The following is a 17,916-nucleotide window of genomic DNA, read 5'->3' on the forward strand; positions in this document are numbered from 1 at the left end:
CGGCTCTTCAAAGAGCGTCCGGGCTGCGCTCTGAGGTCTGTCATTGAGTCCAGATAGTGAAAACTCATGACAGACCTTATCCCGCACACCGCCAGCCTCCGACCGGCTTCATTTCATCTGATCAGCAATGCCCCGCACGCCCGCTCCGCCCACCATTTACTTGACATCTAAACTATCGAAGCCTAAATTACCCTCCAGAGCAAAGTCCACGTGGGAGAGTCAGCATGCGCATCGTCTGTATCGGCGGCGGCCCGGCCGGGTTGTACTTCGGTTTGTTAATGAAGGGCCGGAACCCGGCGTATGACGTCACGGTGGTCGAACGCAATCGCCCGTATGACACCTTCGGATGGGGGGTCGTATTCTCCGACCAGACGCTCGGCAACCTGCGCGCCGCCGACGCTCCAAGCGCGGACGCAATCCTCGACGCCTTCAATCACTGGGACGACATCGAGATCAATTTCCGCGGCAGGCAGATTCGCTCGTCGGGCCATGGCTTTTGTGGCATCGGCCGCAAACGTCTGCTGAATATCCTGCAGGCGCGCTGCGAAGAACTGGGCGTCAAGCTGGTTTTCGAAACCCAGGTCACGGACGACACCACCTACGAAGCCGACCTGATCGTCGCCTGTGATGGCGCCAACAGCGCAATCCGCCAGAAGCACACCGCCACCTACAAGCCCGCCATCGACATGCGCGATTGCCGCTTCGTCTGGCTCGGCACCAAAAAACTCTTCGACGCGTTCACCTTCGCCTTCGAAGAAACCGAGTTCGGCTGGTTTCAGGCTCACGCCTATCGCTTCGACGATCAAACCTCCACTTTCATTGTGGAAACACCGGAGCGCGTGTGGCGCGCCGCCGGTCTCGACGAAATGAGCAAGGAAGACAGCATCGCGTTCTGCGAGAAGCTGTTTGCCAAGTATCTGGATGGCAATGCGTTGCTATCAAACGCTGCGCATTTGCGCGGCTCATCGCAATGGATTCGCTTTCCGCGCGTTGTCAATGAAGAATGGGTGCATTGGCGCGGCAATGCCGACGGCACACAAACGCCGATCGTGCTGATGGGCGACGCAGCGCACACCGCACATTTCTCCATCGGCTCGGGCACCAAGCTCGCGCTCGAAGATTCGATTGAACTCGCCAACAGCATCGGCGCGCATCCGGGTGATTTGGCCGCCGCGTTGCAGCACTACACGGACGTCCGCAGTATCGACGTCTTGCGTATCCAGAACGCCGCGCGCAATTCGACGGAGTGGTTCGAACATGTCGATCGCTATACGTCGTTCGAACCGGAACAGTTCGCCTATTCGCTGCTCACGCGCTCGCAGCGCATTTCGCACGAGAATTTGCGTGAGCGTGACGCGGGCTATCTTTCGACGTTCGAAGACTGGCTCGCGCACCGCTCCGGTGTTGACCGCGCGCCCGAAAAACACTCCGTTCCGCCGATGTTCACGCCCTTCACGCTGCGTGGCATCACGCTGAAAAATCGCGTGGTCGTCTCGCCGATGGCGCAATACTCCGCCGTCGACGGCATTGCCGGTGACTATCACCTGATGCATCTCGGTGCTCGCGCGATGGGCGGCGCCGGGCTCGTGATGACGGAAATGACCTGCGTGTCGCCCGAAGCGCGCATCACGCCCGCCTGTCCCGGCATGTACGCGCCAGAACATCTCAGGGCGTGGAAGCGGATCGTTGACCTCGTGCACAGTCAGTCGGACGCGAAAATCGGCATTCAGCTGGGGCATTCCGGTGCGAAAGGATCGACACGCGTCGCATGGGAAGGCATCGACCAGCCGCTTGACGAAGATAACTGGCCGCTCGTGTCCGCATCGCCGCAGCAATACTTGAGCGGCGTCAGTCAGTACTCGCACGAAGCCTCGCGCGACGAACTGCAAGAAATCGAAGCGCAATTCGTACGTGCCACGCAAATGTCCGCAGAAGCGGGCTTCGATTGGCTCGAACTGCACTGCGCACACGGCTACTTTCTGTCGAGCTTCCTGTCACCGCTGACCAACCAGCGCACCGACGAATACGGCGGATCGCTGGAAAATCGCCTGCGCTACCCACTGCAGGTCTTCAAGGCGATCCGCGCAGTCTGGCCGCAAGACAAACCGATCTCCGTGCGTATTTCCGCTAACGACTGGGTCGAAGGCGGCACCACGCCTGACGACGCCGTGCAAATCGCGAGCGCCTTCAAAGCGGCAGGCGCCGACATGATCGACGTCTCGTCGGGCCAGGTCAGCAAGCAGGAAAAGCCCGTTTATGGCCGCATGTTCCAGACGCCATTCGCCGACCGTGTACGCAACGAAGCCGGCATCGCAACGATCGCTGTTGGTGCCATCTCGGAAGCGGATCACGTGAACAGCATCATCGCCGCGGGGCGCGCGGATCTCTGCGCGATTGCGCGACCACATCTGGCGAATCCGTCGTGGACGCTGAATGAAGCCGCAAAAATCGGCTATTTCGATGTGATGTGGCCGAAGCCTTACACAGCGGCCAAGTCGCAACTCGAACGCAATCTCGAACGTGAGCGTGCACAGGTTGCGGCGAATGCCGGCCTGTCGCCACAAGAGCGCGCGCAACGTGCGGAGGGAACCACGTGAATACGCCCACCAGAACGCTCGCAGGACAGCATGCTGTCGTCACAGGCGGTGGCAGCGGCATTGGCGCGGCAGTGGCCGAAGCGCTCTTGCGTGCCGGTGCTCGCGTCACCTTGATGGGACGCAATGCACAACGTCTTGATGCACAGCGGGAAAATTTCAACGGACTCGGCGAGGTCGCCTGCATCAGCGTCGACGTCGCTAGCGAAGATTCGGTCGAGAAGGCATTCGCACAGGTCGGGGCAATCGACATCCTCGTCAACAACGCCGGTCAGGCTCAAGCGGCACCCTTCACTCACACCGACATGGCGCTCTGGCAGCGCATGCTCGACGTGAACCTCACGGGCGTGTTCCTCGGCACGCGCGCCGTATTGCCTGGCATGCTCGAACGCGGCCACGGACGCATCGTCAATGTTGCGAGCACCGCAGGGCAAATCGGCTATGCCTACGTCGCGGCGTACTGCGCGGCGAAACACGGTGTAATCGGCCTGACGCGCTCACTCGCACTGGAAGTCGCGACGAAAGGCGTCACCGTCAATGCCGTGTGTCCCGGCTACACGGAGACCGAACTGCTTCACGCATCGCTCGAGCAGATCACCAGCAAGACTTCGCGCACCGAACAGCAGGCGCGCGAAACCTTGCTTCGCTCGAATCCGCAACATCGTTTCGTGAGCCCGGAACAGGTCGCTAATGCGGTGCTTTGGCTCTGCCAACCGGGTTCGGACGCGATCACGGGCCAATCCATTTCCATCTCCGGTGGAGAAGTAATGTGACCAAGTCGCCGAACATCAAGAAGCCCTCATCGCTCGAAGTCAAGCCGCCGCGCAAAGGCGTTGCCAAACCAGCGGAGAACGTCGTGGATCTGGAAATGAGCACCGGCGCCGATAGTCATATGGGCCTGCGTTTGTGGCTGCGCATGCTGACCACGACCAATCTCGTGCAAGCCGAGCTGCGCAAGCGCCTGCGCAACGAATTCGACACCACGCTGCCGCGATTCGATTTGATGGCGCAGCTTGAACGTCATCCGGAAGGCCTGAAGATGACCGAGCTGTCGCGCCGTTTGATGGTGACGGGCGGCAACGTGACCGGCATCACGGATCAGCTCGAAAAAGAAGGCCTGGTGTCGCGTGATACCGATCCGAACGATCGCCGTTCGATCAGCGTGTGCCTCACGCCCACGGGTCGAAAGACGTTCGACAAGATGGCCATCGCGCATGAGCAATGGGTCGTCGAACTGTTTGGCGGCTTGAGTCTCGATGAAAAATCGCGCACCCATCAGCGTCTCGGCAAGCTTAAGAACCATCTGCTGGACAGTCTGAAAGACTGATCCTCATCGAACCTGGCTTTGCATATGACCCGAGAAGGCTGCTAAAGCGCCAACTCTGGACGACACGCTAAAGCGTCAATTCTGATCGACAGGAGAGACTCATGACACGATCCAACGCCGACGCCCTGCTGGCCGGCAACCGCCTGACGCTCGCCGGTTACGAGGCGCGGCACTTCGGCTGGTCGGTCGCCGACAAAGTCGCGACTATCACGCTGAACCGCCCCGAACGCAAAAACCCGCTGACGTTCGAATCGTATGCGGAATTGCGCGATCTGTTCCGCCAACTCGCCTACGCGACCGACGTCAAGGCCATAGTGATTCACGGCGCAGGCGAGAACTTCTGCTCCGGCGGCGATGTGCACGACATCATCGCGCCGCTGATCGATCTGCCCATGCCGGAACTGCTGTTGTTCACGCGCATGACCGGCGATCTGGTCAAGGCAATGCGCCATTGTCCGCAGCCCATCATTGCCGCGGTCGACGGCGTATGCGCCGGCGCCGGCGCAATTCTGGCGATGTCGTCCGACATGCGCCTGGGCACCGCGCGCAGCAAGCTCGCGTTCCTGTTCTCGCGTGTCGGTCTCGCGGGTTGCGATATGGGCGCTTGCGCGATCCTGCCGCGCATCATCGGCCAGGGACGCGCCGCCGAATTGCTGTTCACCGGCCGCTCGGCGAGTGGTGACGAAGGTCACGCCTGGGGTTTCTACAACCGCCTGTGCGAACCGGCAGCCCTCCTCGCGGAGGCGCAAAAGCTTGCCGCCGATCTCGTCGCCGGTCCGACTTTCGCGCACGGCATCACGAAGAAGATGCTGCATCAGGAATGGAGCATGAGCATCGACGAAGCGATCGAATCCGAAGCGCAAGCACAGGCAATCTGCATGAGCACGCGTGATTTTGAACGTGCGTATAGCGCGTTTGCCGCGAAGTCCCGCCCGGTGTTCGAGGGAGATTGAATTGAGCACTCACAGCGATAACAGCGATATGGATCTGCACAGCGCGCTGGCCTGGCCGTTCTTCGAACCACGTCATCGCGAACTGGCTGCGGGTATCGAAGCATGGTGCCGCGCGAATCTCTCGCATGTAGCGCACGACGACGTCGATGCGACCTGCCGCCATCTGGTCCGCGAACTCGGTTCGGCGGGCTGGCTGAAATACGGCGTTGGCGGCGTTGCTTATGGCGGCCACGGTGACACCATCGAAACACGCGCCGTGTGTCTGCTGCGCGAAACGCTCGCGAAACATTCCGGCCTCGCGGATTTCGCATTGGCGATGCAAGGTCTCGGCTCAGGCGCAATCTCGCTCGGCGGCACGCATGAGCAAAAGGCGCGTTATTTGCCGCGCGTGGCGAACGGTACGGCTCTCGCCGCATTCGCCTTGTCGGAACCGGAAGCGGGATCGGACGTCGCGGCAATGGCATTGAGTGCACGCGAAGACGGCGACGCCTACATTCTCGACGGCGACAAGACGTGGATCTCCAATGGCGGCATCGCCGATTTCTACGTGGTGTTCGCCAGAACCGGTGAAGCGCCGGGCGCACGCGGCATCACGGCATTCATCGTGGATGCCGACACGCCGGGTCTGGAAATCGCCGAACGCATCGACGTAATCGCGCCGCATCCCCTGGCGCGATTGCACTTTGCCGGCGCACGCGTGCCGCGCAGTCAGATGCTCGGCGCACCCGGCGAGGGGTTCAAGCTCGCGATGCGTACGCTGGATATTTTCCGCACGTCGGTGGCGGCTGCATCGTTGGGCTTCGCACGGCATGCCATGGCTGAAGGTCTCTCGCGTGCGTCGTCGCGCAAGATGTTCGGACAGACACTCGGCGATTTTCAACTGACGCAAGCCAAGCTTGCACAGATGGCATTGACGATCGACAGTAGCGCATTACTGGTCTATCGCGCGGCCTGGCTGCGTGATCAGGGCGAAAACGTTACGCGTGAAGCCGCGATGGCCAAGTGGCACGCAAGCGAAGGCGCGCAACAGGTGATCGACGCCGCCGTGCAACTCTTTGGCGGCATGGGCGTGCAAAGCGGCACTGCCGTCGAGATGCTGTACCGCGAGATTCGTGCGCTGCGGATCTATGAAGGCGCGACTGAAGTGCAGCAGTTGATTATCGGCCGCGACCTTTTGAAGGCTTACGCTGCGCAAGCCACCAGGGACGCAGCGAAATGACCACCACCTTCGAAAGACCGGTCCGCATCCGCTTCCAGCACTGCGATCCCGCCGGCATCGTGTTCTTTCCGCAGTATCTGGTGATGACCAACGCGCTGGTCGAAGACTGGTTCAACGAAGCCCTGCATATCGACTATGCGCAGATGATCGCGCAACGCCGCATCGGCTTGCCGATCGTCAAACTCGATTGCGAGTTTTCGCGGCCGAGCCAGATGGGCGAAACGATCACGCTGGCACTCAACGTCACGAAGGTGGGACGCCGCTCTATCAGCATCGAGATCGTCGGCCAGCACGGCGGCGAAATACGCTTCAGCGCGAAACAGGTACTGGTCACGACATCGCTCGAAAGCGGCACATCGATCGACATTCCCGACGACATCGCGAGCGCGCTCGCGATGTTCGCCCCACAGCCCGAATCTATCGAGGCGCATCGCTCATGAAAAAAGCCCTCCTCCCCACTGGTTGGATCAAGCCGCGCGGCTACGCGAACGGCGTCGCGGCAAGCGGTACGCAAGTGTTCATCGCCGGCCAGATCGGCTGGGACGAACAGGCGCGTTTCCAGACTACCGACTTCGCGCAGCAAGCCATCCTGGCGCTCAAGAACGTAGTCGCCGTACTGCACGAAGCAGGTGGCACGCCCGAGCATCTGGTCCGCATGACGTGGTACGTCACAGACAAGCGCGAGTACCTCGCCGCATTGAAAGACATCGGCCGAGCGTTTCGCGAATTGATCGGCGACTACGACATTGCGATGAGCGCGGTACAGGTCGTCGCGTTGATCGAAGACGAAGCCAAGGTCGAAATCGAAGCCACGGCAGTGATTCCCCAGTAAGCGCACGAAACACGAAACCCACCAAGCCAACCGAAGCGCACTCAGCCGGCTCAACGCCCGGGAGACCATGATGGAACCGTCAGCACACGTCGATACCTTCGCGCGCGATAGTCTTCCGCCGCAGGATCAATGGCCTGTCTTTCTGTTCGACAACCCAGCCGTTGCCTACCCGGCGCGCTTCAATTGCGCGACGGAATTGCTCGACACGACCATTGAAGCCGGCCATCGCGATCATCCGGCGATCTGGTCGGACGTAGAGGGGAAGCCGCAGGCAACCACTTATGGCGAGCTGCTTGCGCTCGTGAATCGCAGCGCGCACGTGCTGGTCGACGAAATGGGTTTGCAGCCGGGCAACCGCGTGCTGCTGCGTGGACCGAATACGCTGCACATGGCGGTAACGGCACTCGCTGCGCTGAAGGCCGGCCTCGTGGTGGTGCCCACCATGCCGCTGCTGCGTGCGAAGGAACTCAAGCAGATCATCGAGAAGGCACAGGTCAGCGCAGCGCTATGCGACGCGCGCCTGATCGATGAACTTGCGCGCTGCAACAATCCTCAGGACGAGTTCTACTGCGCGGGCCTGAAACAGACGCGCCTGTTTCATGATGATTCCGCCGATTCGCTCGACACCCTCGCGATCAACAAACCGGATCACTTCACCGCCTGCGACACCGCCGCGGACGACGTCTGCCTGATCGCCTTCACCAGTGGCACGACGGGCGCGCCGAAGGGCTGCATGCATTTTCATCGCGACGTGCTGGCGATGTGCGATCTGTTTCCGCGTCATGTTTTAAAACCTTCATCGAGCGATATTTTTTGCGGCACGCCACCGCTCGCTTTCACATTCGGCCTGGGCGGCCTGCTGTGCTTTCCGCTGCGAGTGGGTGCGTCGACGGTGCTGATCGAACGGCTCACGCCCGAGACCTTGCTTCAAACAGTCGAACGCTTTCACGCGACGATCATGTTCACCGCGCCGACGTTCTATCGGCAAATGGCCCCGCTCGTTGCGCATCACGACGTTTCAAGCCTGAAGAAAACGGTGTCGGCGGGAGAAGCCTTGCCGGATTCGACGCGCCGTCTCTGGCACGACGCAAGCGGCATTGAAATGATCGACGGGATCGGCGGCACCGAACTGATCCATATTTTCATCTCGGCGCAAGGCGACGAGATTCGTCCGCATGCCATTGGCCGCGCGGTGCCAGGTTACGTCGTGCAAGCCGTGGACGACGCCATGCAACCCGTTGCGCCCGGCACCATCGGCAAACTCGCGGTGCGCGGGCCGACTGGCTGCCGCTATCTGGCCGACGAACGGCAAACGAAGTTTGTCCGCGACGGCTGGAACCTTCCCGGCGACTCAGTCTATCTCGACGAAGACGGCTATGTGTTTTATCAAGCCCGCGCCGACGACATGATCGTCTCCGCCGGCTACAACATCTCCGGCCCGGAAGTAGAAAGTGTGCTGCTGCAACACGACGCAGTGGCCGAATGCGGCGTAATCGGCGTGGCGGATGAGACGCGCGGGCAGATCGTCAAAGCCTTCGTGGTGCTGAATCCAGGTTATGCGCCGGATGACAAACTGGTCGCGCAACTGCAGGATTTCGTGAAAAATTGCGTAGCGCCGTATAAATACCCACGCGTCATCGCTTTCGTCGGCTCGCTGCCACGCACCGAAACCGGCAAGCTCAAACGGTTTGAGTTGCGTACACTCGTGTAGCCCCTCGCGTCGCCCCTCTTTCCGCGGCAACTATTTTGCACAGGAGACATACCGCATGGCCGCTTCTTTCGTCGAAGTCGTCGCCCAGGATGGCGGCCGTTTCAATGCCTACGTCGCGCGTCCGGCGCAAGGCTCGGGCCCAGGGCTCGTCTTGCTGCAGGAGATTTTCGGCATCAATGACACGATGAAGTCGATGGCCGACCGATTCGCAGAAGAAGGTTATGTGGTACTGGTGCCGGATCTGTTCTGGCGGATCAAGCCGGGCATCTCACTCGGCTATGGCGAAGCTGATATGAAGCAGGCGCTCGATTATCTCGGGCGCTTCGATGTCGATCTCGCTGTCGACGATATCGCGGCAACGGTCGCGGCATTGCGCACCTTGCCCGAACAGGCCGGCAAGGTGGGCACAGTCGGTTACTGTCTCGGCGGCAAACTCGCGTTCCTGAGTGCGGCGCGCACTGACGTGGACTGCGCGGTCAGCTACTACGGCGTTGGCCTTGAAGCGTACCTGGATGAGGTACCGGCCGTGCGCTGCCCAATGGTGTTTCATTTCCCCGAAAACGACGCACACTGTCCGCCCGAAACGCGCGAGCGAATCAGCGCCGCATTGCGCACGCGTCCGCAGATCGAGCAATACGTGTACCCGGGCTGCGATCACGCCTTCGCCGCGCCATCGCGCCCGCAGTACGACAAACCCGCCGCGATGATGGCCTATTCGCGCACGCTCGCGCTGCTGCGCAAAGTGCTCGGCCCGGTCTACGATCTGAACACGTTGTGGGAAGCACATTGCTACTACGAGTTCGCCACGCGCGACGTCGATGCGGTCATGCCGACCATGGTCGCGCAACCCTATGTCAATCACGTCCCCACCATGACGGGCGGCGTAGGGCATGACAAGCTCAAGCGTTTCTACACGCATCACTTCGTCAATTCGAATCCCGCCGATACGAAGCTGATTCCAATTTCGCGTACGATCGGCGCGGATCGCATCGTCGACGAGTTCATTTTCAGTTGCACGCATAGCTGCGAAATCGACTGGTTGCTGCCGGGCGTCGCGCCGACCGGCAAATATTTCGAAGTACCCATGCTGGCGGTGGTGTGCTTTCGCGGCGACAAGCTGTACAACGAGCACATCTATTGGGATCAGGCATCGGTGCTGGTGCAGGTCGGCTTGCTCAATCCCGAGGGACTGCCGGTGGCCGGCATCGAAAGCGCGCGCAAGCTGCTTGATGAGACATTGCCGTCGAATCAGTTAATGGGCGCGAAGTCGCGGGTGTGACGCGCGGGTGTGAGGCTTAACCAGGGGCGCGCAACTAGAGCCACTCCTCGGCACAACCTCCCTATGATGTGACTCTCCACAGCCCACCGTCCTCGACCCATGCTGATCGTCCATCATCTGAACAACTCCCGCTCGCAACGCGTGTTGTGGCTGCTCGAAGAACTCGGCGTTCCGTACGAGATCAAGCGCTACGAGCGCGACCCGAAAACGATGCTGGCGCCGCCCGAGTTGCGCGCGGTGCATCCGCTCGGCAAGTCGCCCGTCATTACCGACGACGGCCAGACCCTCGCCGAATCCGGCGCGATCATCGAGTATCTGGTGGACAAGTACGGTCAGGGCCGCTTTGCGCCCGCGGCAGGGACGCCCGATCGGCTGCGTTACACCTACTGGCTGCATTACGCGGAAGGCTCGGCGATGCCGCCGTTGCTGCTCAAACTGATCGCCCTGCGCATTGCCGGCGCGCCGATGCCCTTCTTCGCCAAGCCGATTGCCCGCAAGATCGCGTCGACACTGCAATCGAGCTTCGTCGATCCGCAGTTGAAGCTGCACCTCGGCTACATCAATCAGGAATTGAGCGCGACCGGCTGGTTCGTCGGCAACGATTTCACGGCGGCTGACGTTCAGATGAGTTTCCCGCTCGAAGCCGCTACCGCACGCGGCGGCATGGAGGGACAGATTCCCGCGGTAGTCGATTTCCTGAAGCGCATTCACGCGCGGCCGGCTTATCAGCGGGCGTTGGAGCGCGGCGGCAAGTACGAACTGCTGGGTGGCGATTGACGGCAAGCGTCGCCCAGGAATTCGTAGTTGTGGGTCGAAAGTCGCGGGTGCTAGACTCAAATTCCTCATTGCCATCAACGGTTGCCGACCGGGTTTCCGACTTCGTGCCGAGCGGCGGCACGTCCGGCATCCGCTTGCACCCGCTTGACCACGGCAAAGGAGTCCCCGCATGACCCATTCCATCCACGGCAACAAACGCTGGCTGGCGCTGATCGTTCTGTGCCTCGGCGTGCTCATGATTGTGCTCGATACGACGATCGTGAACGTTGCATTGCCGTCTATCGCCGCGGACCTCGGCTTTACCGAGACCTCACTGGTGTGGGTGGTCAATGCGTACATGCTCACTTTCGGCGGCTGCCTGCTGCTTGGCGGACGGCTCGGCGATCTGTACGGCCATCGCAAGCTGTTTCTCGGCGGCATCACGTTGTTCACGCTGGCATCGCTCGCATGCGGCATGGCGAATTCGCAAGTGCTGCTGGTGTGCGCACGTGCCGTGCAGGGTTTGGGCGGCGCGGTCGTCTCCGCTGTCTCGCTGTCGCTGATCATGAATCTGTTCTCCGAAACCGGTGAACGGGCTAAAGCAATGGGCGTATATGGCTTCGTCTGCGCGGGTGGCGGCAGCATCGGCGTCTTGCTCGGCGGCCTGCTGACTAACCTGCTGAGCTGGCACTGGATCTTTCTCGTCAATCTGCCAATTGGCATCGCCGTCTACGCACTGTGCCTCGCGCTCCTGCCGTCGGCACGCGGTCACGCCCATGGCGAACGGCTCGACGTGGCCGGCGCGGTCACGGTGACTGCTTCGCTGATGCTGGCCGTGTACGCGGTCGTGAACGGCAATGAAGCCGGCTGGACTTCGGTGCAGACGCTGGGCATGCTGTTCGCCGCGCTCGTCCTGCTGGCCGTGTTTCTCGTGATCGAAGCGCGCGTGCAGCATCCGTTGATGCCGCTCGGTCTGTTCCGCTTGCGCAATGTCGCGACGGCGAATGTGGTCGGTGTACTGTGGGCGGCCGCCATGTTCGCGTGGTTCTTCATCTCCGCGCTGTATCTGCAGCGTGTGCTCGGTTACCGGCCATTGCAGGTCGGGCTCGCGTTTTTGCCTGCCAATCTGATCATGGCGTTCTTTTCGTTGGGCCTGTCGGCGCGCGTGGTGATGCGCTTCGGTCTGCGCCTTCCGCTTGCCGTTGGGTTGCTGGTCGCGGCGTGTGGCCTCGCGCTGTTTGCGCGCGCGCCGGTCAACGGCAGCTTCGTGCTCGATGTGCTGCCCGGCATGATGCTGCTCGGCTTCGGCGCGGGCATCGCATTCAATCCCCTGCTGCTCGCTGCCATGAGCGACGTCGGTCCGAGCGATTCGGGCCTGGCGTCCGGCATCGTCAATACGTCGTTCATGATGGGTGGCGCACTCGGCCTCGCGGTGCTCGCGAGTCTCGCGGCCGCGCGCAGCGACGCGATGCAGGCTTCCGAAAACGCGGTGACGGCGCTCAACAGCGGCTATCACGTGGCGTTTCTGTTCGGTGCGATCTTCGCCGCGGCGGCGGGTGTGCTGGGCGGTTTGCTGTTGCGTCCGGGGCAAGCTGGCGGCGCTCAAGCGGACGCTCAAGGCGCGTCCGCATCGGAACAGTCTCGCTCCACCGGCAATGAAGCCGCGACGGAAAACTACTAACCTGCGGTGTATTCCGGCTCACTGGCCGAAAACGTTTCGCCTACCTGAACGCGCGCCGCTCACCACGCCTGCAAGCGGACCGCTGCAAAACCGCAAGCGCGATCAAATGCGCCGCATCGGGCCTGGCTATGCTGGCTTCATGCAGACATGAGAGCGGATATGAACCCCGTTGGAAAAGCGCTCTGGTTTATCGAAAGCCATTTTGCCCGCGAGCTGACGCTCGACGACATCGCCAATTGCGGATGCGTATCGCGCTTTCACCTGGCGCGTGCTTTCGAAGCGGCCACCGGGCTTTCGGTGATGCGCTATGTTCGCGCGCGCCGCCTGAGCGAAGCGGCACGGCGTCTCGCCGACGGTGCGCCCGACATCCTGACGGTCGCCGTCAACGCCGGCTACGGTTCTCATGAAGCATTCACGCGTGCGTTTCGCGAGCAATTCGGACTCACACCCGAAGCGCTGCGCGCGCGTGGTCACCTCGACAGCATTGCCATCGTGGAGCCGATCAAAATGGACGAAACCCTTCTCACCCAGCTGGAACCGCCGCGTTTCGAAGACGGCAAACCATTTCTCATCGCGGGCCTGAGCGAACGCTACACCTGCGACACCAGCACCGCCATTCCGTCGCAATGGCAGCGCTTTGGGGATCACTTCGGCAAGGTGCCGGGGCAAGTAGGCGGCGTGGCCTACGGCGTTTGCTACAACGCCGACGACGCGGGCAATTTCGACTACCTGTGTGGCGTCGAGGTCAGCGACTTCTCGGCGCTGCCCGCCGAGTTGAGCCGCGTACGCATTGCGGCGCAGCGCTATGCGGTATTCAGCCACCGCGAGCACATCTCGTCGATCCGGCGCACCGTCAACACGATATGGAATCAATGGCTGCCGGCGTCGGGACGTGTGCCGGCGGACGCGCCGAATTTCGAGCGCTATAGCGAGCAGTTCGACCCGGTCAGCGGCATGGGTGGGCTCGAAATCTGGCTGCCATTGAAGGCCTGATTACTGGCGCGTTGACTATTCCCTACTTCCTGCCGGGTATCTCCCGCCCGCGTATCGAACAGCCCGATGTCTCCGTGACGAAGATCAGCGCGAACGCGCCAATCGCGCAAGCGCCCATCATGTAGTACGCGGGCATAAGCGTATTGCCGGTATGTGCGATGAGCCATTCGTTCACCATCGGTGCTGTTCCACCGAAGATCGACGTTGAGATGTTATAGGCGATCGCCATTCCGGCATAACGCACCTGCGTGGGGAACATCGCCGGGAACATGGCCGAGATACTGGCGAGTTGCGGGACATACAACAAGCCAAGCAGGGAGAAACCTACGATTGCGCCGGGCACGCCGTGCTTCATCAGGAGGAACATCGGAATGGCCGCGACAAAGAGGCCAACCAGCGAAAACCACCAGACGTTCTTGCGGCCAACCCGATCCGAGAACGTCCCGGCAACAGGAAGAAAGACCATCATCGCTAACATACCGATTAGCGGGACGAGCAAGGACATGTTGTCACTCATGCCGAGCTGTTTCTGCATGAAAGTCGGCATATAAGCCAACAACACGTAATTGACGACGTTCAAGGCCACCACCAGGCCGCCTAGCAACAGCAGCGGTTTCCAGTATTCGGTCAGCAAGGCTTTCAGCGGCACGAAGGTACGCTGTTCCTTGTGGACGGATTGTTCCAGTTCGAGGAAGACCGGCGTGTCTTCCAGTTTCGAGCGCAGATAGAAACCAATCAGACCAAGCGGCGCCGCGATCAGAAACGGCAGTCGCCAGCCCCACGCATGCATGGCTGTGCTTCCCAACACGACGGAACAACCGAGCATCAGGAACGCGCCGAGCGAGAAACCTGCAAGGGTGGCGAATTCAAGGAAACTCCCGCAAAAACCGCGCTTCCTGTCGGGAGCATATTCGGCCATGAACGTCGCCGCGCCGCCATACTCCCCGCCAGTCGAAAAACCCTGAATCATCCGCAAAACGATCAGCAGCGCCGGCGCCCACCATCCGATGCGCGCGTAAGTCGGCACGAGCCCCACCAGCAGCGTTGCCACTGACATCATGATGATTGTCAGCGCCAGCACGTGTTTGCGCCCCAGCCGGTCACCGAGCGGCCCCCAGAACAGGCCGCCAAGCGGACGAACCAGGAACGAAATGGCAAAGGTGGCGAGTGCGAATAAGGTGGCCTGCGCCGTGCTGCCGGGGAAAAGCGCAGCCGATATGTAGGTCAGACCATAGGCATAGATTCCATAGTCGAACCACTCCGTGGCGTTGCCCAGAGCCGAAGCAGCGATGGCGCGGCGCAACAGGCTCGGCGATTGGGGTCGCAGGGCCTCGCTGTTCAATGGATGTACGTAGCTCATCGTTCCTCCAGAATTTCGAGCGATCCGACACATTCAGCACCGCCCCGAGTCCACAATACCGCCGAGGCGATATTTGAAAGATGTTCTAGGACGATGCAATCGTTGGGGTTTTCCATAACATCCGGCTACCGGCGCTAAACCATTCGCCTCAATGAACAGACAGCGGCAGCGTCATCAATCGTCCCTGCGCAGGCTTGGCGGTGGTGTCGCCGCAAAGACGCAGACACATCCAGGCCGTGGCCAAATTGCTGCTCACAACCGCCTTGCCGATTGCGGCCTCAATACGCGTGATAACCGCCGTTGCCCGCACCGCCGTGCAGGAGATAAAGAGCGCATCGGATTCTTCCGTCATCGCGTCACGCGCGAAAGCAACGATATCGTCGTACGAAATCCGCGCCATCTCCCGATCGTCGGTCAAACCGAGGCACGTAAAGCGGTCGATGATGAAACCTTGCGCGGTGAAGTACGCGGCCATCGGCTGACTGGTTTCAACGGTATAGGGCGTCAGCACGCTAATGCGGCGCGCGCCGAGCGCTTTGAGCGCGGTGACCGCCGCGGCGGTAGGCGTGACGACCTGTGCCTCGGGTTTCGCCGCATGGATAGCCTGCTCGATCTCCGCCTCTCCGATCACGACGGACGCCGACGTGCACGAATACATCACCACGTCGAGCGTTTCGTCGGGCAAGATCAACGCAGCACCGGCAGTCAACGACGGCTGCATGGCGAGCAGATTCTCCGGCGTCACCGGATTTGCGTATGGCACGCGATTCACGTAGACGCCGATACGCTCATTCGCGACGAGCCTCGCAAAGTCCGGCTCCGTGGTGTGATCGGTTGCGAGGATCACAAGGCCGATACGTTTGGCCAAGGCGCGATCGTCCAGACGCGGCACCCGGCTTGGCAGATGGATGAAAGTCAGCATCGCTTAGTGCCCGAGGTTGGGAAAGCGTTTTTCGAGCAGCCTTACGCCGACCACCGCAATAAGACTGATACACAGAAACAGCACGCCGACGAGCGTCATAGGCTCGAGGTAACGATAGTCCGTGTTCGCGACGATCTTCGCCTCGTTCATCAATTCGAGGACCGTAATCGCCGACAGCAACGGCGTTTCCTTGAACATCGAAATCAGATAGTTCGCGAGCGCGGGCAGCATCGGCGGGACCGCTTCGGGCAAGATGATGTGCTGCCACATCTGCGCCGGGCTCAGGTTGCACGCCTTGGCGGCTTCCCATTGCCCGCGCGGTACGTTTTCGATGCCGGTCCGATAGACCTCGGCGGTATACGTCGCATAGTGAATGCCCAGTGCGAGCACACCAGCGGCGAGCGCCGGCATCCGGATGCCGATATCGGGCAGCACATAGAAAACAAAGTAAAGCTGCACGAGCAACGGTGTGCCGCGAATAAAGCTCGCCACGGCCGTCGTGGTCCGCGATACCGCGCGATTCGGCGAAAGCCGCAAGATCGCGAACGCCATGCCGACCACAGCCGCCACCACGGCGCCGAGCAAGGTCGCAAGCACGGTGATCCTCAGACCTTGCAGCAAGATCGGCATAATCCCGCGCGCGAAACTCCAGTCCCATTCCATACGGTTATCTCCTCATCCCGTCGAGACCAAAGGTCATCCGGCGTTCGAGCTTGCGCACGCCGAACGAAATCAGGCAGGCCATTGCGAAGTACAACGCGAGAATCGTCGCGAACGGTATCAACGTATTGCCGGTTTGCGAGCGGACGACCTGCGCCTGGAATGTCATATCGCCGAGCGAAATCAACGATACGACTGCTGTGCCTTTGAGCAACTCGATTGCGTTGTTCCCGAAGGTGGGCAGCATCAGCGGCAAGGCTTGCGGCAAGATCACGTGACGCATGCGTTGATACGTGGACAGATTCAACGCAATGCATGCACTCCTTTGCTCCTGACCGATCGCGACGACCGCGCCACGTACCACTTCCGCACCGTACGCCCCCACATTCAAACCGAGTGCGAGCACACCGGCCTGCAGCGGCGTGAGGGTGAGCCCGACCATCGGCAACACGAAATACGCCCAGAACAACTGGACAAATACCGACGTCCCACGGAAAAACTCGATATACGACGTGGCGAGCGCGCGCACCGCAAAGAATCGCGACAGCCGCCCGAGTCCGGCGACGAACGCCATCACGAGCGCCAGCACGGTGCCCATCACCGTCAGTTCAACGGTTGCCTCGGCGCCTTTCAGAATCAGTACCAGATAGCCGGACCAGTCGTTCATCAGCGCACCTCGCAGACAACGGAATGGCCGTTTAGCGTGCTACGACGTAGCGTGCCAAACGGCCCGGGCAGATTCAGTTTTTCGCCGCGCACAGCTTTTCACGGCTCGTTGACATCGCGGCTTTTGCCGAGAACCCGTACGGCTCGACGATCTTCGCGAACTGGCCGGATTCCTTCATCTTCTTCAACTCGACGTCGAAGGCATCACGCAGCGCGGTGTCCTGCTTGCGGAAGGCCACGCCGTCGCATTGCACGGGTGTGCCTTGCACCGGTGCGATCGATTCGAGGTTGGCGTCTTTCGCTTTCGAGAGCAGGTCGCTGATCGACAGCAGCGGCAGCGCGAACGCGTCGATGCGCCCGTCCTGGAGCATCTTCAGGCCGCTCTGACCGTCCGGCACGATGACGACGCGTTCGGTCGGAATCTGCGCGGCGGTCGCGAGTTTCTGTTCGGTCGTGCCGCCTTCGACGCCGATCACAGCTTTAGGATCCTTGGCGATTTCCTCGTAGGTCTTGATACTTTTGGTGTTGCCCTTCTTGACTGCAAACGCCTCCACCGCGCACAGCACCGGCTCCGAGTAAGCAACCGCAGCGCAACGCTGCGGGGTCATGAAGAGACCGGCTGCGATCGCATCATGCCGCCCCACGGCGAGACCTGGAATCATTGCGCCATACTCGGAGATCGACGCGACGATATCGTTGACGCCCAGCTTCTTGAAGACCGCTCGCGCTACATCAGGCGCGGCACCCGTCACCTTGCCGTCGGCGCCGACCGCGGTAAACGGCGGTTCGTTGGCGATCGCGATGCGCGCAAAGCCCTGCTCCCTGAGTTGCGCGAGTTTGTCCTGTGCCGCGACTGCGAGACCGGTCAAGGTCAGCAGCGACAACGTTCCCGTGATCAGAATCCCCTTCAATTTCATGATTTTTGGCTCCTAAAGCGTGGTGGCGTGCAACGTTAAGGGTGCG

General features: G+C 61.1%; 17 protein-coding genes. 12 read left to right on the top strand and 5 right to left on the bottom strand.

Annotated features, from left to right (window positions below):
- The first annotated feature begins 224 nt into the window (after positions 1–224).
- The 12 genes from PQQ52_RS08070 to PQQ52_RS08125 all read left to right on the top strand — a co-directional run bounded on the left by PQQ52_RS08070 (position 225) and on the right by PQQ52_RS08125 (position 13,345).
- On the top strand, positions 225–2,597 hold the full coding sequence (locus tag PQQ52_RS08070) for a bifunctional salicylyl-CoA 5-hydroxylase/oxidoreductase (protein WP_408208920.1): 2,373 nt from the start codon (positions 225–227) through the stop codon (positions 2,595–2,597).
- Positions 2,594–3,367: an SDR family NAD(P)-dependent oxidoreductase gene (locus PQQ52_RS08075; protein WP_408208923.1), complete on the top strand. Its 774-nt coding sequence runs from the start codon at positions 2,594–2,596 to the stop codon at positions 3,365–3,367. The genes PQQ52_RS08070 and PQQ52_RS08075 overlap by 4 nt, the downstream gene beginning before the upstream one ends.
- Positions 3,364–3,921 carry a MarR family winged helix-turn-helix transcriptional regulator gene (locus PQQ52_RS08080; RefSeq protein WP_408208926.1) on the top strand — a complete coding sequence of 186 codons (558 nt, stop codon included), beginning with the start codon at positions 3,364–3,366 and terminating at the stop codon, positions 3,919–3,921. Before PQQ52_RS08075 ends, PQQ52_RS08080 begins: the two co-directional genes overlap by 4 nt.
- Positions 3,922–4,022: 101 nt before the next feature.
- On the top strand, positions 4,023–4,874 hold the full coding sequence (locus PQQ52_RS08085) for an enoyl-CoA hydratase family protein (RefSeq protein WP_408208929.1): 852 nt from the start codon (positions 4,023–4,025) through the stop codon (positions 4,872–4,874).
- 28 nt (positions 4,875–4,902) lie between these two features.
- Positions 4,903–6,093: an acyl-CoA dehydrogenase family protein gene (locus tag PQQ52_RS08090; RefSeq protein ID WP_408209568.1), complete on the top strand. Its 1,191-nt coding sequence runs from the start codon at positions 4,903–4,905 to the stop codon at positions 6,091–6,093.
- Positions 6,090–6,533, top strand: coding sequence for an acyl-CoA thioesterase (locus PQQ52_RS08095; RefSeq protein ID WP_408208931.1), 444 nt, complete (start codon positions 6,090–6,092; stop codon positions 6,531–6,533). Before PQQ52_RS08090 ends, PQQ52_RS08095 begins: the two co-directional genes overlap by 4 nt.
- A complete protein-coding gene (locus PQQ52_RS08100; RefSeq protein WP_408208934.1) occupies positions 6,530–6,925 on the top strand; it encodes a RidA family protein in 396 nt (131 codons plus the stop codon). Before PQQ52_RS08095 ends, PQQ52_RS08100 begins: the two co-directional genes overlap by 4 nt.
- Positions 6,926–6,995: 70 nt before the next feature.
- Positions 6,996–8,636, top strand: a complete 1,641-nt coding sequence (locus tag PQQ52_RS08105; protein ID WP_408209571.1) for an AMP-binding protein — start codon at positions 6,996–6,998, stop codon at positions 8,634–8,636.
- 55 nt (positions 8,637–8,691) lie between these two features.
- A complete protein-coding gene (locus PQQ52_RS08110) occupies positions 8,692–9,915 on the top strand; it encodes a dienelactone hydrolase family protein (protein WP_408208937.1) in 1,224 nt (407 codons plus the stop codon).
- 99 nt (positions 9,916–10,014) lie between these two features.
- Positions 10,015–10,692, top strand: coding sequence for a glutathione S-transferase (locus PQQ52_RS08115; RefSeq protein WP_408208939.1), 678 nt, complete (start codon positions 10,015–10,017; stop codon positions 10,690–10,692).
- A gap of 169 nt (positions 10,693–10,861) precedes the next feature.
- Positions 10,862–12,352: a DHA2 family efflux MFS transporter permease subunit gene (locus PQQ52_RS08120; protein ID WP_408208942.1), complete on the top strand. Its 1,491-nt coding sequence runs from the start codon at positions 10,862–10,864 to the stop codon at positions 12,350–12,352.
- A gap of 159 nt (positions 12,353–12,511) precedes the next feature.
- Positions 12,512–13,345, top strand: coding sequence for an AraC family transcriptional regulator (locus PQQ52_RS08125; protein ID WP_408208944.1), 834 nt, complete (start codon positions 12,512–12,514; stop codon positions 13,343–13,345).
- Between the two features lie 22 nt (positions 13,346–13,367).
- Here the strand turns inward: PQQ52_RS08125 and PQQ52_RS08130 are convergent, their stop codons facing one another.
- The 5 genes from PQQ52_RS08130 to ehuB form a co-directional block, all read right to left on the bottom strand.
- Positions 13,368–14,705 carry an MFS transporter gene (locus tag PQQ52_RS08130; RefSeq protein ID WP_408208946.1) on the bottom strand — a complete coding sequence of 446 codons (1,338 nt, stop codon included), beginning with the start codon at positions 14,703–14,705 and terminating at the stop codon, positions 13,368–13,370.
- Positions 14,706–14,853: 148 nt separating this feature from the next.
- On the bottom strand, positions 14,854–15,627 hold the full coding sequence (eutA, locus tag PQQ52_RS08135; protein ID WP_408208949.1) for an ectoine utilization protein EutA: 774 nt from the start codon (positions 15,625–15,627) through the stop codon (positions 14,854–14,856).
- A gap of 3 nt (positions 15,628–15,630) precedes the next feature.
- A complete protein-coding gene (gene ehuD, locus PQQ52_RS08140) occupies positions 15,631–16,290 on the bottom strand; it encodes an ectoine/hydroxyectoine ABC transporter permease subunit EhuD (protein WP_408208951.1) in 660 nt (219 codons plus the stop codon).
- Positions 16,291–16,294: 4 nt separating this feature from the next.
- A complete protein-coding gene (gene ehuC, locus PQQ52_RS08145) occupies positions 16,295–16,954 on the bottom strand; it encodes an ectoine/hydroxyectoine ABC transporter permease subunit EhuC (RefSeq protein ID WP_408208954.1) in 660 nt (219 codons plus the stop codon).
- Between the two features lie 73 nt (positions 16,955–17,027).
- Complete coding sequence (gene ehuB, locus PQQ52_RS08150; RefSeq protein ID WP_408208957.1) at positions 17,028–17,870, bottom strand: ectoine/hydroxyectoine ABC transporter substrate-binding protein EhuB; 843 nt, start codon at positions 17,868–17,870, stop codon at positions 17,028–17,030.
- Positions 17,871–17,916: the final 46 nt, after the last annotated feature.

Origin of the sequence: Paraburkholderia sediminicola, assembly GCF_046030555.1 — a bacterium.
Lineage (GTDB): Bacteria > Pseudomonadota > Gammaproteobacteria > Burkholderiales > Burkholderiaceae > Paraburkholderia > Paraburkholderia sediminicola_E.